Source organism: Mycobacterium sp. OAS707 (assembly GCF_014873705.1).
Taxonomy (GTDB): domain Bacteria; phylum Actinomycetota; class Actinomycetes; order Mycobacteriales; family Mycobacteriaceae; genus Mycobacterium.
The window spans coordinates 1,285,986-1,307,116 of sequence record NZ_JADBDS010000001.1 but is presented as its reverse complement, the minus strand read 5'-3'; the positions used below and the strand labels follow the sequence as shown (position 1 = coordinate 1,307,116).

Here is a 21,131-nt window from a genome sequence, read left to right as displayed (position 1 = left end):
ATACGGTGGGTAGCGTTATGAAAGCAGACGTGTCTGTCGTTGACAAGACCCCGGGGCGGCCCCGGGATCCGCGAATCGACGCTGCCATATTGCGCGCCGCGGCGGATCTGCTTGTGGAAATCGGCTATTCGAGCCTGACCATGGCGGCGGTGGCCGAGCGCGCGGGAACCACCAAGACCGCGCTGTACCGGCGGTGGTCGAGCAAGGCCGAACTTGTGCACGAGGCGGCTTTCCCTGCGGCGCCGACTGCAATCGAGACGCCACCGGGCGACATCGCAGCCGATGTCCACGCGATGATCGCCGCGGCCCGCGATGTGTTCACCAGCCCCCTGGTGCGCGCCGCGTTGCCGGGGTTGATCGCCGACATGGCAGGCGATGCCGACCTGAACGCAAGGGTGATGAGCCGATTCACCGACGTATTCGACGCCGTGCGGACACGGCTGGCGGACGCGGTCCGTCGCGGCGAGGTGCACGCGGATGTCGATCCCGACCGGCTGGTCGAAGTGATCGGCGGCGCCACGATGTTGCGGGTCCTGTTGCATCCCGACGAACCGCTCGGCGAGGACTGGGTCGCACAGACCAGCGCCATTGTCGTCCACGGTGTGGTGGCATTGGGCGATGCTTGAGCGGTTTCCGACTGACTGGCACACCGCGCTGCTTCTGGTGCCACATCCCGACGACCCGGAGTACGGCTGCGCGGCGGCTGTCGCCAAATGGACGTCCCAGGGAAAGGTCGTGCACTACGCGCTCGCCTGTCGCGGTGAGGTGGGCATCGCGGGTATGCCACCCGAGCAAGCCGGCCCGCTGAGGGAAACCGAACAACGCCGATCGGCTGCCATCGTTGGTGTCGAGGAGTTGCAGTTCTGGGACTTCCCGGACAGTCAGATTCACAACACACCCGAGCTGCGCGCCAAGATTGCCGAGACGATCACCGCGCTGGCGCCCGACGTCGTGCTGACGATCTACAGTGGCCCGGAATGGGCGCCGGGGGAGCCGAACCAGCGCGACCACATCGAGTTCTCCAATGCCGTTGCAGCGGCTTATGACTCGCTGCCTGATCCGCCGCGCTGGCTGTTCGAGAACGGGCCGGAAGTCACCCATGCCGAAGTCGTCGACGACGACTGCTTCGACCGGGCCGTCGCCTCGCTGGCCGCACACGAGGTCTATCTCTCGGTGCTCGACCCGGACACGCCGGTGCTGGAGCAGGCTCGCAAGCAGGTCGACATGACGACGAGTCCGCGCCCGGAATTCGGCGGTAGACGCACCGTGGAGTTCAATCTGCGGCGATTCAGGTCATGACGATCATCTATCCGTTGGCTGCGTTCGGAATCAACGCGGTGCGCTCACCGAGCCACAGCCCCCCGTTGACCTCGACGGTCTGACCGGTGACCCACCGGCTGTCGTCGGAAGCGAAGAACGCGACGACGTCGGCGATGTCGGCCGATGCTCCGACACGGTTCAGTGCGGTGATACCTGCAACGCCGGAAACCGCTTCGTCCGACTCGTGCAGCCACGAGTTCATCTCGGTGTCTGTGATGCCAGGGGAGACATTGTTGACCGTAATACCGCGGGTCCCAACCGTATTGGCCAACGAACGGCCGAGCACATTGAGAGCGCCCTTTGTCATTGAATAGACGATCTGTGGCGTCGCGAACCAGGTGACGCCAGAGGTGATGTTGATGATGCGGCCGCCGTCACGCAGCAGCGGCAATGCTCGCTGGGTGATGAAAAGTGGCGCTCGTACATTGATGGCGAATTCCCGATCGAACTGTTCGGGCGTGGCTCCGTCGATCGTCCCCTCATAGGTGACGATGGCCGCGTTGTTCACCAGGATGTCGAGCGGACGCCCGCCGAGACCGTTCTCCAGCGCCGCGAACAAGGTGTCCACGTCGCCATCGATCCCGAGTTCGGCACGCACGGGGAATGCCTGGCCGCCGGCGGCTTGAATCGCGGCGACGGTATCGGCCGCCGCGGCTTCGTTACTCCCATAGTGGATGGCTACTGTGGCGCCATCCTGCGCAAGTCTCTGGGCGATGGCACGGCCGATGCCGCGAGAGGCGCCGGTTACCAGTGCTGTCTTACCAGTCAGTGAGGTCATGTGGTCCACAACCTCGGCGTCCGCAGCGCTATTCCGGCTGTTCGATCTGCTGTTTGTTGCGCTCGGAGACGGCGTGGAACTGGTCGCCGAGGCCCTCGAAATTCCGGTGCTGCGCGAAGGCGATCTTCGCCTCCGCGGCAAGCCCGGGATCGATTACTGCGGCGGAGCCGGCCGTATAGATCTCCTTGAGCCCCAACATGACCGGACCGGGAACCTCGGCGACCTGTGCGGCGAGTGACAGCGCCCGATCGAGAAGGCTGTTGTGCGACACCACCTCGGTCACCAAACCGATGCGCTCGGCGCGGGCCGCGTCGACGACCTCACCCGTCATCGACAGCCGCCGCGCCATCCCCAAGCCGACGAGTTGGGGGAGTCGCGCCGTCATCCCCCCGCCCGGCAGGATGCCTACGCGGGCATGCGTGTCGGCGAAGACCGCCCGCTCCGATGCGACGAGAAAGTCGCAGCCGAGTGCCATCTCGAGGCCGCCGGTGAAAGTCGCCCCGTTGATCGCGCCGACGATGGGCGTGCGCATCTTGGCGACCGCCGCGATGCAGCTTTGCGAGCGGAACTCCTCGAAATACTTCAGCCCGTCGCGCTGGGCCTCCTTGAGGTCGACGCCGGCGCAGAAGGCCGGATCGGCGCCGGTCAGCACTACTGCTCGCACGGCATCGTCGGCGTCGGCTTGGGTCAGTGCGGTGTATGCCGCCCTGATCAGGTCCCGGCTCAACGCATTTCGCGCTTCGGGCCGATTGAGCGTCAGCAACCTGACGGCGCCGTGATCCGCCGTCAGGACAAGAGATTCGGTCACGGCAAGAACTGGTTGGCGGTGTTCGCCAGGTCCAGTAGCGGCTGCGGCAGCGCGCCGAGCGCGAACGTCACCGCCGCGGTGATCGTGACGACCGCGGTGGTCAATACGCTGGGCACCACCACGGCGGGCGCGTCGTCGGGCGGTTCGGTGAAGAACATCAACACGATTACCCGCACATAGAAGTAGGCAGCCACCGCGCTGGCAACGACGCCGATGACGACCAGAGGAATCGCACCGCCCTCACCCGCGGCCTTGAACACCGCGAACTTACTGACGAAGCCGCTCGTCAACGGGATACCGGCGAAGGCGAGCAAGAACAACGAAAACACAATGCCGACAACGGGATAGCGCCTGCCCAGGCCGGCCCACCGGGCCAGCGCGGTGTCCTCTTCGCCTGCTGGATTTCGCACCAGGCCCACCACGGCGAAGGCGCCGACAGTGCTGAAACCGTAAGCGAACAGATAGAACAGCGTCGATGACACGCCGGCTTCGTTCTGGGCGATGACGCCGGTCAGGATGAAGCCGGTGTGTGCCACCGCCGAATAGGCCAGCATCCGCTTGACGTCGTTCTGGGTCACGGCGGTGACGGTGCCGATCACCATCGTCAGGATCGCGATCGCCCACATCACCGGTCGCCAGTCGTCGTGCAGACCCGGTAGTGCGATATAGAAGATGCGCAGCATCGCGCCGAACGCGGCGATCTTGGTGGCGGCGGCCATAAATGCGGTGATCGGGGTGGGAGCGCCTTGATACACGTCCGGGATCCAGGAGTGGAACGGCACCGCCCCGACCTTGAACAACACCCCGACGAGCAGCAGCCCGGTGCCGATCAGCGCCAGCGACGTCTTGCCGGACCCCGCAGCCACCGCATCGGCGATGCCGGCGAGGTTCAGCGTGCCCGCGTACCCATACAGCATGGCGGCGCCGTACAGGAAGAACGCGGACGAAAACGCCCCGAGCAGAAAGTATTTCACCGAGGCTTCCTGCGAGAGCAGCCGCCGCCTTCTGGCAAGGCCGCACAACAGGTACAGCGGCAGCGACAGCACCTCGAGCGCGATGAACATGGTCAGCAGATCATCGGCTGCGGGGAAGATCAGCATGCCGCCGATGGCGAACATCGTCAGCGGGAACACCTCGGTCTGCATCACGCCCGCTTTGGTGGCCAGCTTTTCCACGACGCTGCCCGCGATCGCCGAGGCTTGCGGAGTGAACGCATCCAGGCCCGGGCCCGGTTCTTCGTCGGAAGGTGCGGTGATGCGGCGTTCGGCGATGAGCAGGATGCCGAGCACACCGACCAGCACGATGGTGGCCTGGAGGAACAGCGTTGGCGCGTCGACGGCGATGGCGCCGCCCACTGCCGTTCGTCCTGGGCTGCCCTTCAGATCCCTGGCAAGCCCGATGACCGCCACCAACGCGGCGGCCAGGCCGCCAACGCTGAGGACCAACTGCGCGGCGTAGCGCTGCTGGCGTGGGAGGAACGCTTCGACGAGCACACCGACGACGGCCACCCCGAGCACGATCAGCATGGGAGAGAGCAGGCCGTATTCGACTGTGGGGGTAGGTATGTTCATCGTGCCGGCCCTTCTGCCATCTTCGGTGCCGGGTCAGGTTGGTCGATGGTGGTCAGCGTGTGACTGACCGCGGGGTTGATCACGTCGAGAACGGGTTTCGGATACACCCCGAGCAGCAGCAGTAGCGCGATAAGCGGTGCGACGACCAAGATTTCGCGAGGCACCAAGTCGCGCAACCGATCGTTGCCCTCCTTGACCGGGCCGCCCATCATCCGCTGGTAGGCCCACAGGATGTAGAGCGCTGAGAGCACAAGGGCCAACGTCGCAAACACCGCGAATGCCGGGTAGCGCGTGAATGTTCCGATCAGGACCAGGAATTCGCTGATGAACGGCGCCAGACCGGGCAGTGACAATGTCGCAAGACCGGCGACCAGGAACGTGCCGGCCAGCACCGGCGCGACCTTCTGCACTCCGCCGTATGCGCTGATCAAGCGGGTTCCCCTGCGTGACACCAGGAATCCGGCGATCAGGAACAGCGCAGCGGTGGAGATGCCGTGGTTGACCATGTACAGGGTTGACCCGGACTGGCCTTGGCTGGTCATCACGAAGATGCCGAGAATGATGAAACCGAAATGTGAGATCGACGTGTAGGCGATCAGCCGCATCACGTCGACCTGGCCGATCGCGAGGATCGCGCCGTAGACGATGCCGATGACCGCCAGTGTGATGATCAGCGGCCGGAAATACATTGAGGCGTCAGGGAACAGCTGCAGGCAGTAGCGCAGCATGCCGAACGTGCCGACCTTGTCCATGACCGCCATCATCAGCACTGCGCTGGCCGGAGTGGCCTCAACTGCGGCGTCGGGCAGCCACCGATGAAACGGCCACAGCGGCGCCTTGACCGCGAAGGCGAACATGAACCCGCCGAACAACAGGTTCATCACGGCCGGGCTCATCACGAACTGACCACTGGACACAGCGGCGACGATCGCGCGGAAGTCGAACGTCCCTGCGGCGAACGCGTTGCTCTGCGCGGTCACCACGTAGAGGCCGATCACCGCGGCGAGCATGATCAGGCCGCCAAATAGGTTGTACAGCAAGAACTTCACCGCTGCTTTGGATCGGTTTTCGCCGCCGAACCCCCCGATCAGGAAGTACATCGGGATGAGCATGGCCTCGAAGAACACGTAGAACAGCAGCACGTCCAGCGAGACCAGCGACATCAACACCATGCCCTCGACCGCGAGCGTCAGCGCGAAGTACGTGTGCACCGAGCGGCCGCCCCAGCCGATCTGGTCGCTGGCGTCGTTCCAGCCCGCGATGATCAGCAGCGGCACCAGGACAGCGGTCAACACGACAATGGCGAGGGCGATGCCGTCGACGCCAAGGATGTAGCCGGTGCCGAAAGACGGGATCCACTTGTGGTTTTCGACGAACTGGTACTGCTCGCCGCCCGGCTTGAAGCCGACCGCGATCACCAACGTCACCCCGAGCACGGCCAACGACGTCACCAACGCGAGCCACTTGGCCGTGACGCGCTGCGAGGCGGGCAACACCATCACCAGCGCCGCGCCGAGCATCGGGATCGCCCACAGGATCGTGAGCCACGGGATGTTGTTCACCACAGCTGCACCGCCAGGATCGCGGCGACCACAAGGGCCGCACCGGCCAACATCGACAGGGCATACGAGCGGGCGAATCCGGTTTGCAATTGCCGGAATCCGTCCGAGATTCGACCGACGACCGCGGCGAGTCCGTTGGCGGCCCCGTCGACCACCTCGTCGTCTATCTCGACGAGACCCTCGGTGAGCTGCTGCCCCGACCGCATGAACACCCGTTCGTTGAAGGCATCCCCGTAGAGATCCCGGCGCGCCGCTGCGGTGAGCGCGGAGCCCGCCGGCACCTCTTCTGGTACGGCGCGGCTGGCGTACATGCGGTAGGCGATCGCGATTCCGACGGCGACCACGACGAGGATCACTGTGGTGGCCACCCACACCGGGGTCGCGTGTGCCTCTTCGTGGGCGCCGACGACGGGTTCCAGCCACTTCTGCAGGGTGCCGCCGATGGCGAAGAAGCCGCCGGAGAACACCGAGCCGATGGCCAACAGGATCATCGGCCACGTCATGACCGCTGGTGATTCGTGCGGATGTACCACCAACTGGTTCCCCGTCGCTTCGCTCGCCTCGGAAGCCCAACGCTTTTCGCCGAAGAACGTCATCAACATCACCCGGGTCATGTAGAACGCGGTGATGCCTGCACCCAGGATCGCCGCAGCCCCCAGGATCGGGCCCTTGATGCCGCCGCTGCCCAGCGCGGCCTCGATGATGCCGTCTTTGGAGAAGAACCCGGCCAGTGGTGGGACGCCGATGATCGCCAGGTAGCCCAGCCCGAAAGTGGCGAAGGTGATCGGCAGCGCCTTGCGCAGCCCGCCGTAGCGGCGCATGTTCACCTCGTCGCCCATGGCGTGCATGACCGACCCGGCGCCGAGGAACAGCCCGGCTTTGAAGAAGCCGTGGGTGAGCAGGTGCATGATCGCGAACGCGTACCCGGCCGGGCCCAGCCCGGCGGCCAGCACCATGTAGCCGATCTGCGACATCGTGGAGGCCGCGAGTGCTTTCTTGATGTCGTCCTTGGCGCAGCCGATGATCGCGCCGAACAACAGCGTCACCGCGCCGACGATCACCACGCCCAGTTGAGCTCCCGGCGCCAGGTTGAACACCGGGCCCGACCGCACGATCAGGTAGACGCCGGCGGTGACCATGGTGGCGGCGTGAATCAACGCCGAGACCGGGGTGGGGCCTTCCATCGCGTCGCCCAGCCAGGACTGCAGCGGGACCTGGGCGGACTTGCCGCACGCGGCGAGTAACAGCAGCAGCCCGATCGCGGTCAGGACGCCTTCACTGAGTTTGGGGGCTGCGGAGAAGACGCCGGCATAGGAGATCGACCCGATGTAGGCGAACATCACCATCAGCGCGATGGCCAGACCCATGTCGCCGACACGGTTGACCACGAACGCCTTCTTGGCCGCCGTTGCGGCAGAGGGTTTGTGCTGCCAGAAGCCGATCAGCAGATACGACGCCAGGCCCACGCCTTCCCAGCCGACGTAGAGCCCGAGGTAGTTGTCGGCCAGCACCAGCAGCAGCATCGCCGAGAGAAAAAGGTTGAGGTAGGCGAAAAACCTTCTGCGTTCGGGATCTTCGGCCATGTAGCCGATCGAGTAGATGTGGATCAGCGAGCCGACGCCGGTGATCAGCAGTACGAAACACATCGACAGCGCGTCGAGTTGCAGGCCGAAGTCCACCTGCAGCCCGCCGACGGGCACCCAGGAGAACAGGGCCTGGTGGATCACTCGGTCTTCTGCGTGGCGCCCGAGCATGTCGACGAACAACACGACGCCCGCACCGAAGGAGGCCAACGAGGCGGCACAGCCCAGCAGGTGACCCCAGCTGTTGGTTGCTCTGCCGGCAAGCAGCAGGACGGCGGCGCCGGCCAGCGGCAGGGCGATCACCAGCCACACAAGAGTTGTCATGGCGGCCTTAGTGTTTCAGCAGACTGGCTTCGTCGACCGAAGCCGACCGGCGGGTGCGAAAGACGGTCATGATGACGGCGAGACCGACCACGACCTCGCACGCGGCCACCACCATGGTGAAGAACGCCACCACTTGACCATCCAAATGGCCGTGCATGCGGGAGAACGCGACGAACGCCAGATTCGCGGCATTCAGCATCAACTCCACACACATGAACATGATGATCGCGTTGCGGCGCAACAACACGCCCGCCGCACCAATGGTGAACAACAACACCGACAAGTACAGGTAATTGTCGGGATTCACTCGTCACCCCCATTGCCGTTGGTCTGACTCACGGTTCGTGTCTGGAGAATCGCACTCACCGACAGCTCCGAGGCGGACCCGTCGGGGAGGCGCGCGGCGATGTCGACGGCGTTGTTGCGGGCGTACACACCGGGATTGGGCAGCGTGGTCGGATGCCCGCCGGGCCGGAACCGCTCCTGCGCCAACTCACGTTGGGTCTTACGCCGCTCAAACCGCTCGCGGTGGGCCAGCACCATCGCACCGAGCGCAGCGGTGATCAGCAGGGCACCGGTCAGTTCGAACGCCCACAAGTACTTGGTGAAGATCAGCACGGCCAGCCCCTCGACATTGCCGCCGCTATTGGCCTCTGCCAGCCCGGCGTAGCCGTTCACCGACACGCTGCCGACGCCTGCGATGACCAGGACACCGAAACCCAGTCCGACGACGATGGCCGCGACACGTTGTCCCCGAATGGTTTCGACAAGCGACTCGGAGGAGTCGACACCGATGAGCATCAGCACGAACAGGAAGAGCATCATCACCGCGCCGGTGTAGACCACCACCTGCACGACGCCAAGGAAGAGCGCGCCCTGCGCGATGTAGAACACCGCCAGCACGATCATCGTGGTGGCCAGAAACATCGCCGAATACACGGCCTTCGGTGCGGATACCACGCCGATTGCGCCGAGCACCGCGACCGTACCCAGCACCCAGAACAGCACCGCCTCCGTCGTGGAGGTGTGCCCCGCGGCTTCCGAGGGAAGCGCGGCGAGGATCTCGATCGTCACTTGACGTCCTCGGTCACCGGCTTGATGTTGCCCAGGTAGTAGTCCTCATCGGTGCTTCCCGGCGCCATGTCGTGGGGCGGGGGCAGCATGCCCGACTGCAGTGGGGCCAGCAGTTTGTCCTTGCCCCAGATCAAGTCGGCGCGGTTGTCATCGGCCATTTCATAGTTGTTGGTCATCGTCAGTGCCCGGGTGGGACACGCCTCAATGCACAACCCGCAGCCGATGCACCGCAGGTAGTTGATCTGATAAACCCGGCCATAGCGTTCCCCGGGCGAAAAGCGTTCTTCCTCAGTGTTATCCGCGCCCTCGACGTAGATGGCGTCGGCGGGACAGGCCCATGCGCACAGCTCGCAGCCGATGCATTTCTCCAGCCCGTCGGGATACCGGTTGAGCTGATGGCGGCCGTGGTAACGCTTGGCCACGGGGCCGGGCTTCTCCGGATACTGCTCGGTGATCCGCTTCTTGAACATCGTGGAGAACGTGACACCGAAGCCGGCGATCGCGTCCAGGAACTTAGGCATCGGCCTTCTCCTTTGAGATCTTCTTCGCCGCCGCCGGCAGCGGTGGCACCGGGAACGCTCCGGCATCAACGGCTTGCTCTGGAACGTTCGTGACGGTTCTCGACCGCAGCGATCTGGCCAACAGGAACAGGATGATGAGCGCGACCACAGCGCCGACCGTGATCAGCCCGGTCGTCAGTTGGCCGTAACCGTGGTTGCGCAGTGCGCGCGTGCTCGACACGATCATGATCCACACCAGCGAGACCGGGATCAGCACCTTCCAGCCCAACCCCATGAACTGGTCATAGCGCATCCGTGGGAGCGTGCCGCGCAGCCAGAAGAAGACGAACATGAACGTCCAGACCTTCGCGACGAACCAAAGTAGCGGCCACCAACCGTGATTGGCCCCGTCCCACATGTTGATCGGCCATGGCGCATGCCAGCCGCCGAAGAACAACGTGGTCGCCAGCGCCGACACCGTGAACATGTTCACGTACTCGGCGAGCATGAACATCGCGAACTTGATGGACGAGTACTCGGTGTGGAACCCGCCTACCAGTTCGCCTTCGGCCTCGGGCAGATCGAAAGGCGCCCGGTTGGTTTCGCCGACCATCGACGTCAGGTAGACAAGGAACGACGGCAGTAGTGGGAAGATGTACCAGAGACCCTGCTGGGACGCGACGATGCCCGAGGTCGACATGGTGCCCGCGTAGATGAACACCGCGGCGAACGACAACGCCATCGCGATCTCGTACGAGATCACCTGGGCGCTCGACCGCAGGCCACCCAGCAGCGGATAAGTGGAGCCGGACGCCCAGCCCGCCAACACGATTCCGTACACCCCGATCGACGTCGCGGCGAGTACGAACAGCACCGCGACGGGCATATCGGTCAGCTGCAGCGCGGTGCGGTGTCCGAATATCGACACCTCACCGCCCATGGGAATGACGGAGAACGCGATGAACGCGGGAACCACGGAGATGACCGGCGCCGCAAGGTAGATGAATTTGTCCACCCCCGCAGGAATGAGGCCCTCTTTGAGGGCCAGCTTCACTCCGTCGACCAGTGACTGCAGCAGCCCCCACGGCCCGACCCGGTTGGGGCCTGGCCGGTTCTGCATGTAGCCGAGCAGCTTTCGCTCGAGGAGGATGGCCACCAGCAAGGACAACATCAGGAAGACGAAAATGAAGAGCGCCTTGGCGATCATCAGCCACCACGGATCGTGGCCGAAGAGGGTGGGATCCGGATATGTCATCAGGCCGACCGTCCGATCGTCACGACGGAACCTGCAGTCACGCCGAGTTGCGGATATACCGCTGAGCCAGGGGAATTGAGCGGTAACCACACAGTGTCGTCGACCATCTCCGTGATCGTCAGCGGCAGGGTGATCGCGCCGCGGTCCGTGCTCACGGTCACCAGATCGCCTTCTGCTACGCCGATTCCGGCCGCGGTCGCCGCCGACAACCGTGCGACCGGCTCTCGTGCGGTGCCCGCGAGATGCGGTTCGCCATCCTGAAGCCGACCCGCGTCGAGCAGCATCCGCCAGCTCGCCAACACAGCCTGTCCCTTACCCGGGGACGCCGGGCGTGGCGGTGTCCCTTCGGGAGAAGCGGGTCGCTGCCCTGCCCACAGACCCAGGCGTGCCATCTCGTCGCCCGCGACCAACGCGGACGCCATGTTGAGGTCAATCCCGAGCTCATCGGCCAGGAACGCGAGCACCCGCAGGTCCGGCAACGCGTTGGTCTGCAGCGACGGCGCGAACGGGCGAATGCGGCCCTCCCAGTTCATGAACGAGCCGGCCTTCTCCACGACCGGTGCGACGGGGAACACGACGTCGGCGAGTGCGGTGACGGCACTTTCGCGCAGCTCGAGGCTCACGACGAATGGTGCAGCGTCGATCGCCTTCAGTGCCACGTCGGGGTCGGGCAGGTCGGCGAGCTCAATCCCGCCGATGAGTAGCGCACCGAGTTCACCGCTTCGTGCCGCCTCGAGGATGCCTGCGGCGTCACGGCCAGGCGTCGACGGCAGCTCGTCGAAATTCCACCCGGCAGCAGTCTGTTCGCGAGCTGCCGCGTCGCTGACGGGCCGTCCGCCAGGAAGCAGCCCGGGCAGTGCGCCGGCCTCCAACGCACCGCGCTCACCGGCCCGTCGCGGTATCCACGCCAGCCGGGCACCGGTAGCCGCCGCCAATTTCGCTGCGGCAGAAAGCGCTCCGGGTGAGGCGGCCAGCCGCTCACCGACGAGGATTACGGCGCCGGGCATCCTCAGCTTCGCATCGTCGGCCAGACTGTCCAGGGCGGCCGCCTCGTTACCCGGCGCAGTCGGGATCAGTTCACCCCGCATCTTGGTCAGTGCGCGGGTGGCGAAGGGCGCAATCGACTTGACCTGCACAGCGTTCTTGCGGACCGCCTTGCGCAGCCGCAGGAACACGATCGGCGACTCTTCCTCGGGTTCGAATCCGGCGAGCAGCACCGACGGCGCATTCTCCAGGTCTGCGTAGGTCACCGTCATCGGCTGGCCCGCGACATGCGCGGCCAGAAAATCAGCTTCCTCGGCGCTGTGCGAGCGGGCGCGGAAGTCGATGTCGTTGGTGCCCAACGCCATTCGGGCGAATTTGGAGTATGCGTAGGCATCTTCCACGGTCACGCGCCCGCCGACGAGCACGCCGGTGCTGCCGTATGCCGCGGCCAGGCCTGCGCTGGCGACGGCAAGGGCTTCCGACCAGGAGGCCGGCCGCAACTTGCCGTCTTCGTCACGGACCAGCGGAGTGGTGATCCGGTCGCCCTGGGTGGTGTAGGTGAACGCCCAGCGGCCCTTGTCGCAGTTCCACTCCTCGTTCACCTGCGGATCGTCACCGGCCAAGCGGCGCATCACTTTTCCGCGGCGATGGTCGGTGCGCTGGGCGCAGCCCGACGCGCAGTGCTCGCAGACGCTGGGGCTGGACACCAAGTCGAACGGGCGGGCCCGGAACCGGTACGCGGCGCCGGTGAGCGCACCGACGGGGCAGATCTGCACGGTGTTGCCGGAGAAGTACGACTGGAACGGTTCGCCCGGCGCGATGCCGACCTGTTGCAGCGCACCGCGTTCGAGCAGTTCGATGAACGGGTCGCCGGCGATCTGGTCGGAGAAGCGGGTGCAGCGTGCGCACAACACGCAGCGTTCCCGGTCCAGCAGCACCTCGGAGGAGATGTTGATCGGCTTGGGGAAGGTCCGCTTGACGTCCTCGAACCGCGTCTCGGGTCTGCCGTTGGACATCGCCTGGTTCTGCAGCGGACACTCGCCGCCCTTGTCGCACACCGGGCAATCCAGCGGATGGTTGATGAGCAGGAGTTCCATCACCCCCTGCTGCGCCTTGTCTGCGGCTTCGGACGTGAACTGCGTGTGCACCACCATGTCCGGTGTGCACGTCGTGGTGCACGACGCCATCGGCTTGCGTTGGCCCTCGACCTCGACCAGGCACTGCCGACACGCTCCAACCGGGTCCAGCAGCGGATGGTCGCAGAACCGCGGGATCTGCACGCCGATCAGTTCGGCGGCCCGAATCACCAAGGTGCCCTTCGGCACACTGACTTCCACGCCGTCGATGATGACGTTCACCATCTCGACCGACGGGGCGTCATGCGCTGGCTCGGTCACCGTCATCTAGACACCCACCCCTTCCGTTGCCATCAGCGTCGACGCATGCGGATCGAACGGACAACCGCCCGAGAGGTGCGCTACGTATTCATCGCGGAAGAACTTGAGCGACGAGATGATAGGCGCCGCGGCCCCATCTCCCAGCGCGCAGAACGACTTCCCGTTGATGTTGTCGGCGATGTCGAGCAGCTTCTGGATATCCGCTTCGGTACCGGCACCCGTTTCCAGTCGTTCGTAGATCTGCGCCAGCCAGTAGGTGCCCTCGCGACATGGCGTGCACTTGCCGCATGACTCGTGTGCGTAGAACTCGGTCCAGCGGCGGACTGCGCGCACCACGCACGTCGTTTCGTCGAAGATCTGCAACGCCTTGGTGCCGAGCATGGTGCCGACACCGGCCATGCCTTCGTAATCCAGTGGTACGTCCAGGTGTTCGTCGGTCAGCAGTGGCGTCGAGGAACCACCGGGTGTCCAGAACTTCAGGGAGTGGCCGGCCCTGACACCTCCCGCGTATTCGAGTAGCTCGCGCAGCGTGATTCCAAGCGGAGCCTCGTATTGCCCGGGATTGGTGACATGCCCCGACAGCGAGTAAAGCGTGAACCCCGGCGACTTCTCCGTGCCCATCGACCGGAACCAGTCCACGCCGTTCAGCAGCACCGGCGGCACACTGGCGATCGATTCCACGTTGTTGACCACAGTGGGGGATGCGTAGAGGCCGGCCACCGCCGGGAACGGGGGCCGCAGCCTGGGCTGGCCGCGTCGGCCCTCCAACGAGTCCAGCAGAGCGGTCTCTTCGCCGCAGATGTAGGCGCCCGCGCCTGCGTGCACGATCAGTTCGAGATCGAACCCGGACCCCTGAATATCGGAGCCGAGATATCCGGCGTCGTAGGCCTCGGCGACCGCAGCCTGCAGTCGGCGCAGCACCGGCACGACCTCACCGCGGACATAGATGAACGCATGGTGCGCCCGGATCGCGTACGACGCGATGATCACGCCCTCGACGAGAAAATGCGGCGTCGTCAACATCAGCGGAATGTCTTTGCACGTACCAGGTTCCGACTCGTCGGCGTTGACAACCAGATAGTGCGGTTTGGCGCCGGCGCCCGTGTCGTCCTGGGGGATGAACGACCACTTCGTACCGGTCGGGAATCCTGCGCCGCCGCGGCCGCGCAGACCCGAATCCTTCATCGTGGAGATGACGTCGTCAGGGGCCATGCCGAGCGCCTTCTCGAGCGCCTTGTAGCCATCGTGGCGGCGGTAGGTGTCAAGCGACCATGGCTCGGGTTCATCCCAGAACCGGCTCAACACCGGAGTGAGTTGCGTCATGTCTTCGAGTCCGTTGCGCTCGGGTCCGTCTCGGGTTCCTTCGGCTCGGGCGGCACGCTAGCCGCTGGGTCGGGGGCCGCCTGATTTCGCGTGGCTTCCTTCGCCACCTTCTCGTCGTCGGGGCCACTGTGCGAATCCGTCGCTACCTCGACGTCGGGTGCCTCCATGCCACGCTCGCGCGCGACACGCAGCCCGGCCAGCGTCGCATCGCCAGGCCCGGTCTGCGTGGAGGCCCGCTCCGGATCGGGCAGTCCCGCAAGAACTCTCGCGGTCTCCTTGAAAGTGCACAGCGGTGCGCCACGGGTCGGCGCCGGCGGTTGGCCTGCCCGCAACTGATCGACGAGATCGCGCGCCGATGATGGCGTCTGGTTGTCGAAGAACTCCCAATTGACCATCACGACCGGTGCGTAATCGCACGCGGCGTTGCATTCGACATGTTCGAGTGTGACGCGGCCATCGGAGGTGGTCTCGCCGGCGTGAACGCCCAAATGGTCTTGCAGCGCTTCGAGTATCGCGTCGCCGCCCATGATCGCGCACAGCGTGTTCGTGCAGACGCCGACCAGATACTCGCCCGTCGGCGTGCGCCGGTACATCGAGTAGAACGTGGCGACGGCGGTCACCTCGGCGTCGGTCAATCCCAACTGCTTCGCGCAGAATGCGATACCAGCCGCGGTGAGGCAGCCGTCTTGGGATTGCACCAAGTGCAGCAGCGGTAACAAGGCCGACCGGCCCTGCGGATACTTGGCGATCACCTGCTCGGCATCGGCGGCCAGTCGCGCTTCGACGTCGGCCGGGTAGGTCTTGGCGCCTTGGATCGGTGGGCCGGGCTCGTCTGGCCGCTGGCCCAACTCGAGAAAGACGCTCACCTGTCAACCCCGCCCATCACCGGGTCGATCGACGCCACCGCGGTGATCGCGTCGGCGACCATGCCGCCTTCGCACATGGCGGCAACCGCCTGCAGGTTGTTGAACGAAGGGTCTCGGTAGTGCACCCGGTAGGGGCGGGTGCCGCCGTCGGAGACCATGTGGACGCCGAGTTCGCCGCGCGGCGATTCGATCGCGACGTACACCTGACCGGCGGGCACCCGGATGCCTTCGGTGACGAGTTTGAAGTGGTGGATGAGTCCCTCCATCGAGTGGCCCATGATCTTGGCGATGTGTTCAGGTGAGTTGCCCAGGCCGTCGGGCCCGAGCTTCAAATCGGCCGGCCACGCGAGTTTCTTGTCGGTGATCATCACCGGGCCTGGCTGCAGTTTGTCGAGGCACTGTTCGATGATCTTGAGCGACTCGTGCATCTCCTTGACGCGGATCAGGTAGCGGCCGTAAGAGTCGCAGCCGTCGTCGGTGATGACGTCGAACTCGTAGTTCTCGTAGCCGCAATACGGCTCTGCCCTGCGCAAATCGTGGGGCAGACCGGTGGAGCGCAGGCAGGGACCGGTGATGCCCAGTGCCATGCATCCGGTCAGATCCAGGTAGCCGATGCCCTGGGTGCGCGCTTTCCAGATGTAGTTCTCGCTGAGCAGGTCTTCGAGATCCTTCAGCCGGCGGGGCATCAGCTTGAGCATGTCGCGGATCTGGGGCACAGCTTCCTCGGGCAGATCCATCGCCACGCCGCCGGGCCGGATGTAGGCGTTGTTCATCCGCAGCCCGGTGATGGTTTCGAAGATCGACAGGATCTGCTCGCGCTCGCGGAAGCCGTAGAACATCGCGCCCATGGAGCCCAGTTCCATTCCGCCGGTGGCCAGCGCGACCAGATGCGACGAAATGCGGTTGAGCTCCATCATCATCACGCGGATGACACTGGCCCGCTCCGGGATGTCCTCGGTGACGCCGAGCAGCTTCTCCACGCCAAGGCAGTACACCGTTTCGTTGAAAAGCGGTGAGAGGTAATCCATTCGGGTCACGAAGGTGACGCCCTGGGTCCAGTTGCGGAACTCGAGGTTCTTCTCGATGCCGGTGTGCAGATAGCCGATGCCTGCCCGGGCCTCGACGATGGTCTCGCCCTCGATCTCCAGGATGAGGCGCAGCACTCCATGGGTGGACGGGTGCTGCGGTCCCATGTTGACGACGATCCGTTCGCCGACGTGCGATGCCGCGTTTTCCCTTGCCGCAGCAACGACTTGGTCCCAATCCTGGCCGCCGACGACGACCACCCTTTCGGGCGGGTTGGTTGGTGCGCTCATTAGTTGTAGGCCCTCCGCTGATCGGGCGGTGGAATCTCGGCGCCGTGGTATTCCACCGGGATGCCGCCCAGCGGATAGTCCTTGCGCTGCGGATGTCCCACCCAGTCGTCGGGCATTTCGATGCGCGTCAAGGCGGGATGGCCGTCGAAGACGATGCCGAAGAAGTCGTAGGTCTCGCGCTCATGCCAGTCCACGGTCGGATACACCGAATACAGCGACGGAATGTGCGGGTCCTCGTCTGGTGCGGCGACTTCCACGCGAATGCGGCGGTTGTGGGTGATCGACATCAACGGGTAGACCGCGTGCAGCTCGCGGCCTTGGTCGTCGGGATAGTGCACACCGCTGACCCCCAGGCACAGCTCGAACCGCAGGGCGGGGTCGTCGCGCAAGGTCTGAGCCACCGCGGGCAGCTGCTCGCGCCGAACCTCCAGGGTCAGCTCGTCGCGGTAGACCACCACCCGCTCGATGGAAGCGGCGTAACCGTCGTCTCCCAGCGCGGCGGTCAACGTGTCGACGACGTCGTCGAAATAGCCGCCGTACGGGCGCGGCGAACCGCCGGGCAGCGCCACCGGACGGACCAGGCGCCCGTATCCCGAGGTGTCGCCGGTGCCTCTGGCGCCGAACATTCCTCGGCGCACACCGATGACCTCGGGGGGATCGAGGTCAGCCTGACCGCCATTGTTTTCGGTCACCGCAGCAAACCCTTGAGCTCGATGGTCGGCGTGACCGCCAGCGCCGCGGCCTCGGCTTCGCGGATCGCCTCCTCGCGGTGCACGCCCAGCGGCATCTCCTGAATCTTGTCGTGCAGCTTCAGGATTGCGTGCAGCAGCATCTCGGGCCGCGGCGGGCAGCCAGGCAGATAGATGTCCACTGGGACGACGTGATCAACGCCTTGGACGATCGCGTAGTTATTGAACATCCCGCCCGAGGAGGCGCACACCCCCATCGCCAGCACCCACTTGGGCTCGGCCATCTGGTCATAGATCTGGCGCAGCACCGGCGCCATCTTCTGGCTGACCCGACCGGCCACGATCATCAGATCGGCCTGCCGCGGTGTCGCCGAGAACCGCTCCATCCCGAAGCGCGAGATGTCAAAGCGTGGTCCCGCGGTGGCCATCATCTCGATGGCACAGCACGCCAGTCCGAAGGTCGCCGGCCACAGCGAGCCCTTGCGGATGTAGCCGGCCACCTTCTCGACGGTCGACAGCAGGATTCCGCCGGGCAGCTTTTCCTCTAGTCCCATGTCAGGCCTCCCCGCCGCCATACATAGGCGTAGGCCACGAACACCACGACCATGAACAGCAGCATCTCTACCAGGGCAAACAGCCCCAGGCTGTCGAACGCGACCGCCCACGGGTAGAGGAACACGATTTCGATGTCGAAGATGATGAACAACATCGCGGTCAGGTAGTACTTGATCGGAAATCGCTGGCCCGACGCGTGGGCCGAAGCCATCTCGGGCACCGGCTCGATGCCGCACTCGTAGGCCTCTAGTTTCGAATGGTTGTAGCGCCGTGGTCCGACCAGCAGAGCAATGCCGACCGAACCGACTGCAAACGCAGCCGCAATGGCGCCAAGAACCAATATTGGCGTGTACAAATCCATACCGAGCAAACGCTCCCTCGTGGGCTGTCGATGTGAGCTTACCCACACCCTATCGAGCTTTGAGACGGGTGCCACGCATTTTGGTTAGAGTCGCTATTAGCTGCCTGCAGCCATGTTGCCGTGCCCCGAAAAGGCAAGGGCAACAGGGTTTTTGGCGCCGTGACTACTGCACAGGTGCGCGCAGCAGGGACACCACGGCGTCGCCCAACCGGATCGGGTCGATCGGGTGAGGGACCGCGGCCTCCGCGCGCGACCAGTTCGCCAGCCAGGCGTCGTCCGGCCGCCCGGTCAGCACCAGGATCGGCGGGCAGTCGGCAATCTCGTCCTTGAGCTGCTTGGCGATCCCCATGCCACCGGTCGGCGCGGCCTCACCGTCCAGAATCACCAGATCGAAGCCGCCCTCGTCCATCTGGCGTATCACCATCGGACCGGTCGCGATCTCGACATAGGTCAGCTCGGGGAGATCGGGGTGCACCCGCTTGCCCAGAGCCAGCCGCACCTGCTCACGGGTTCTGGGGTTGTCGCTGTAGACAAGGACCCGCAGTGCACGTTCCGCCATGCGGCTGATGGTACGGCTAGCCGGCTCGCCGGAACACGACGTCGCCCGAAATGGTGACGTGGTCGGTGACCATCCCGATCAGGTTGCCGTCGACGCCGAAGTCTTTGCGGTTGATAGTGGCCTGCGCGATGACACGCACCGAGCCGTCGTCGAGCACCGCGACTTTTGTTCGCAAAGGCAGAGGCCCGGTAGTGCCCTTGACGGTGAGTTGTGCGCGCAGGTCGACGGTGTCGCCGGTGATGGCTTCGGCGTCGGTCACCACCACACTGATATCGGGAAACTTGTCGGCCTCGAGGAAGTCGGCCGAGCGCAGATGGTCGTCGCGCTTGCGGAGTTTCGTATCCACAGATGCGGCCTGGACATCGATCCGGCCGAAAATCTTTCGGGTGTCCGTGATTTGGCCGTCGCCGCTGAATTCGGTGAATCGCCCCTTGACCGGCGCGAGACCCCACATCGACTTGGCCTTGAACGTTATCGTCGACCGGTTCGGGTCGACGTTCCAGACTCCGACGGATGCGGGATCGCTGAGAAGTGCCTGTGTGCTTGGCATGTCACCTCCGCTCCGACTCCAGCAGTGGGCCCATTTCTGCGGGGTCGAAGTACTCGTCTACGCGATTGATCAAACCGTTGGCACCCACCTTTACCACGATGCAGACGCGCATTGAGATCGATCCACCGTTGCGGCCGTTGGCATGCAGGATGTGTTGCTGGACGAATCCGCCCTCGAAGAACTGGCGCTCCAATATCTCGTAACGGCGCTCGGTCGTCGCGTCGACGAACCAGCCGATGACGCGCAGCGCGCGTACGCGGTCCCGGCCCCGGTCGGCAACCTTCCACACCACGACGTCGTCGGCCCACAGCTGCTGCACCGTGGCGATGTCGCCGTTCTCGATCGCGTGGAACAGGCGGTCTGCGATTGCATCGATATCCGCGACGGGCATGTTCGTCGTCCCCCTTGACCTCAAGTTGGGTTGAGGTAGAACTCTGGTCTGTATGGATTCAACACCAACCCTCTCCCGATTCGACGATGCCTACAAGACCCGAACGGCGCCGTGGGTGATCGGTCAGCCGCAGCCAGCGATCGTCGAGCTGCAACGCGCCGGCCAGATCAACAGCAAGGTGCTCGACATCGGTTGTGGGACAGGCGAACACACGATCATGCTGACCCGCTTGGGGTACGACGTGCTCGGTATCGACTTCGCGCCGCACGCGGTCGAGCAGGCCAGGGCCAATGCCGCCGAGCAGGGTGTCGATGCGCGCTTCGAGGTGGCGGACGCGATGAACCTCGGCCCCGAACCGGGCTATCAGACGATCGTCGACAGCGCGCTGTTCCACATCTTCGACGACGCCGATCGTGCGCGATACGTGAGCAGCCTGCATACCGCGCTCCGGCCGGGAGGAGTGGTGCATGTCTTGGCGCTGTCCGATGCCGGCCGCGGGTTCGGTCCCCAGGTCAGCGAGGCCGAGATCCGCGGGGCCTTCGGCGACGGCTGGACGCTCGAGGCACTGGACACCACCACCTACCGCGGTGTCGTGCAGCAGGCTCAGGCCGAGGCGATCGGCCTGCCCGTCGGCACGCGCGTCGACGAGCCCGCCTGGCTGGCGCGAGCCCGCCGGGTCTGAGTGATTTGTGTGCGTCCAGGAGCGCTCAGCGCAACAAAACGCACACAAGTCGCTATGACGGCGTCCAGGCCGGCGAGCGGCCCAGGTGCAGCAGCGCCCGATCGAGATCGCTGACTCCCTCGCCTGCGGCGATGGCTCGGGCGAAGGGGGACTCGGGTGCAGTTCGAAAGTCGCCGTCGGGAACCGCCAACACCAGCGGCAGGACCGCGGAGATCACCTCGTCCGGCAGTGTGAAAGGGACGTCGATCGCCCGCGCGACGTCCCAGCCGTGGACGACGTAGTCGACGAAGTGAAAGCCGATCGCCTGCGCGCCGGGAACCGCGGCGCCGGGACCGAATTCGGGCAGGGCGAACGTCGCTTCCAACACGCCGTCGGCGGCGAAGGCCTCGAGGACGTCGGCCGCGGCCGCGGCATACGTGGCCGCCGGGTCGGACGCCACAGCCTCGGCCACGGCGGACGCGTCCCAGTGCGCAAGGTCGGCGCCGTCACCGCGCGCCGCCGCCGCGAAACCGCGATGCTGCACCGTCATGTGCGCCAACAGCTGAGTCAGATTCCAGCCCTCGCAAGGCGTCGGGCGCTGCAAATCTGTGGGGCGAACCTTGTCGACGATGTCAACGGAGGCCACTACCGCGACGCGGTGAAATGATCGGATGTCCTGATTAGTAAGCATGCGCAGATCATAT

General features: G+C 65.0%; 23 protein-coding genes. 3 read left to right on the top strand and 20 right to left on the bottom strand.

Translation table 11 applies throughout. From position 1 onward, the window contains the following. Nucleotides 1-17: 17 nt before the first annotated feature. Together GGC64_RS06475 and GGC64_RS06470 are read left to right on the top strand one after the other, a co-directional pair. Nucleotides 18-626 carry a TetR/AcrR family transcriptional regulator gene (locus GGC64_RS06475; protein WP_192721589.1) on the top strand — a complete coding sequence of 203 codons (609 nt, stop codon included), beginning with the start codon at nt 18-20 and terminating at the stop codon, nt 624-626. Next, nucleotides 619-1,299 carry a PIG-L deacetylase family protein gene (locus GGC64_RS06470; protein WP_192721588.1) on the top strand — a complete coding sequence of 227 codons (681 nt, stop codon included), beginning with the start codon at nt 619-621 and terminating at the stop codon, nt 1,297-1,299. The genes GGC64_RS06475 and GGC64_RS06470 overlap by 8 nt, the downstream gene beginning before the upstream one ends. Nucleotides 1,300-1,306: 7 nt before the next feature. On the opposite strand, the gene GGC64_RS06465 is transcribed toward GGC64_RS06470, so the two are convergent. The 19 genes from GGC64_RS06465 to GGC64_RS06375 form a co-directional block, all read right to left on the bottom strand. Then, entirely contained in the window at nt 1,307-2,098 is a 792-nt protein-coding gene (locus GGC64_RS06465; RefSeq protein ID WP_192721587.1) for an SDR family NAD(P)-dependent oxidoreductase, read from the bottom strand. Nucleotides 2,099-2,126: 28 nt separating this feature from the next. Further along, nucleotides 2,127-2,906, bottom strand: coding sequence for an enoyl-CoA hydratase (locus GGC64_RS06460; protein ID WP_192721586.1), 780 nt, complete (start codon nt 2,904-2,906; stop codon nt 2,127-2,129). Further along, nucleotides 2,903-4,477, bottom strand: a complete 1,575-nt coding sequence (gene nuoN, locus GGC64_RS06455; RefSeq protein WP_192721585.1) for an NADH-quinone oxidoreductase subunit NuoN — start codon at nt 4,475-4,477, stop codon at nt 2,903-2,905. The genes GGC64_RS06460 and nuoN overlap by 4 nt, the downstream gene beginning before the upstream one ends. Next, nucleotides 4,474-6,042 (bottom strand): NADH-quinone oxidoreductase subunit M, encoded by a 1,569-nt coding sequence (locus GGC64_RS06450; protein WP_192721584.1) that lies wholly within the window; start codon nt 6,040-6,042, stop codon nt 4,474-4,476. Before GGC64_RS06450 ends, nuoN begins: the two co-directional genes overlap by 4 nt. After that, nucleotides 6,036-7,946, bottom strand: a complete 1,911-nt coding sequence (gene nuoL / locus GGC64_RS06445; protein WP_192721583.1) for an NADH-quinone oxidoreductase subunit L — start codon at nt 7,944-7,946, stop codon at nt 6,036-6,038. The genes GGC64_RS06450 and nuoL overlap by 7 nt, the downstream gene beginning before the upstream one ends. Before the next feature lie 7 nt (nt 7,947-7,953). Continuing rightward, complete coding sequence (gene nuoK / locus GGC64_RS06440) at nt 7,954-8,253, bottom strand: NADH-quinone oxidoreductase subunit NuoK (RefSeq protein ID WP_192721582.1); 300 nt, start codon at nt 8,251-8,253, stop codon at nt 7,954-7,956. Next, on the bottom strand, nt 8,250-9,008 hold the full coding sequence (locus GGC64_RS06435) for an NADH-quinone oxidoreductase subunit J (protein WP_192722425.1): 759 nt from the start codon (nt 9,006-9,008) through the stop codon (nt 8,250-8,252). Before GGC64_RS06435 ends, nuoK begins: the two co-directional genes overlap by 4 nt. A gap of 8 nt (nt 9,009-9,016) precedes the next feature. Continuing rightward, entirely contained in the window at nt 9,017-9,541 is a 525-nt protein-coding gene (gene nuoI / locus GGC64_RS06430) for an NADH-quinone oxidoreductase subunit NuoI (RefSeq protein WP_192721581.1), read from the bottom strand. After that, nucleotides 9,534-10,775 (bottom strand): NADH-quinone oxidoreductase subunit NuoH, encoded by a 1,242-nt coding sequence (nuoH, locus tag GGC64_RS06425; protein WP_192721580.1) that lies wholly within the window; start codon nt 10,773-10,775, stop codon nt 9,534-9,536. The genes nuoI and nuoH overlap by 8 nt, the downstream gene beginning before the upstream one ends. Further along, nucleotides 10,775-13,162 carry an NADH-quinone oxidoreductase subunit G gene (locus tag GGC64_RS06420; protein ID WP_192721579.1) on the bottom strand — a complete coding sequence of 796 codons (2,388 nt, stop codon included), beginning with the start codon at nt 13,160-13,162 and terminating at the stop codon, nt 10,775-10,777. The genes nuoH and GGC64_RS06420 overlap by 1 nt, the downstream gene beginning before the upstream one ends. Further along, entirely contained in the window at nt 13,163-14,479 is a 1,317-nt protein-coding gene (nuoF, locus tag GGC64_RS06415) for an NADH-quinone oxidoreductase subunit NuoF (RefSeq protein WP_192721578.1), read from the bottom strand. Beyond that, nucleotides 14,476-15,345: an NADH-quinone oxidoreductase subunit NuoE gene (gene nuoE, locus GGC64_RS06410; RefSeq protein WP_192721577.1), complete on the bottom strand. Its 870-nt coding sequence runs from the start codon at nt 15,343-15,345 to the stop codon at nt 14,476-14,478. The genes nuoF and nuoE overlap by 4 nt, the downstream gene beginning before the upstream one ends. Further along, nucleotides 15,342-16,661, bottom strand: coding sequence for an NADH dehydrogenase (quinone) subunit D (gene nuoD / locus GGC64_RS06405; RefSeq protein WP_192721576.1), 1,320 nt, complete (start codon nt 16,659-16,661; stop codon nt 15,342-15,344). The genes nuoE and nuoD overlap by 4 nt, the downstream gene beginning before the upstream one ends. After that, nucleotides 16,661-17,287, bottom strand: coding sequence for an NADH-quinone oxidoreductase subunit C (locus tag GGC64_RS06400; protein ID WP_225951524.1), 627 nt, complete (start codon nt 17,285-17,287; stop codon nt 16,661-16,663). Before GGC64_RS06400 ends, nuoD begins: the two co-directional genes overlap by 1 nt. Before the next feature lie 62 nt (nt 17,288-17,349). Further along, complete coding sequence (locus GGC64_RS06395) at nt 17,350-17,904, bottom strand: NADH-quinone oxidoreductase subunit B family protein (protein ID WP_192721574.1); 555 nt, start codon at nt 17,902-17,904, stop codon at nt 17,350-17,352. Further along, nucleotides 17,895-18,266: an NADH-quinone oxidoreductase subunit A gene (locus GGC64_RS06390; RefSeq protein ID WP_192721573.1), complete on the bottom strand. Its 372-nt coding sequence runs from the start codon at nt 18,264-18,266 to the stop codon at nt 17,895-17,897. Before GGC64_RS06390 ends, GGC64_RS06395 begins: the two co-directional genes overlap by 10 nt. 163 nt (nt 18,267-18,429) lie before the next feature. Then, entirely contained in the window at nt 18,430-18,825 is a 396-nt protein-coding gene (locus GGC64_RS06385; RefSeq protein WP_192721572.1) for a response regulator transcription factor, read from the bottom strand. A gap of 16 nt (nt 18,826-18,841) precedes the next feature. Next, entirely contained in the window at nt 18,842-19,375 is a 534-nt protein-coding gene (locus GGC64_RS06380) for a YceI family protein (protein ID WP_192721571.1), read from the bottom strand. Between the two features lies 1 nt (nt 19,376). Then, on the bottom strand, nt 19,377-19,766 hold the full coding sequence (locus GGC64_RS06375) for a nuclear transport factor 2 family protein (RefSeq protein ID WP_192721570.1): 390 nt from the start codon (nt 19,764-19,766) through the stop codon (nt 19,377-19,379). Between the two features lie 52 nt (nt 19,767-19,818). Between GGC64_RS06375 and GGC64_RS06370 the strand changes: the two genes are divergently transcribed. Next, nucleotides 19,819-20,448, top strand: a complete 630-nt coding sequence (locus GGC64_RS06370) for a class I SAM-dependent methyltransferase (RefSeq protein WP_192721569.1) — start codon at nt 19,819-19,821, stop codon at nt 20,446-20,448. 52 nt (nt 20,449-20,500) lie between these two features. On the opposite strand, the gene GGC64_RS06365 is transcribed toward GGC64_RS06370, so the two are convergent. Beyond that, nucleotides 20,501-21,118, bottom strand: a complete 618-nt coding sequence (locus GGC64_RS06365) for a TIGR03086 family metal-binding protein (RefSeq protein WP_192721568.1) — start codon at nt 21,116-21,118, stop codon at nt 20,501-20,503. Nucleotides 21,119-21,131: the final 13 nt, after the last annotated feature.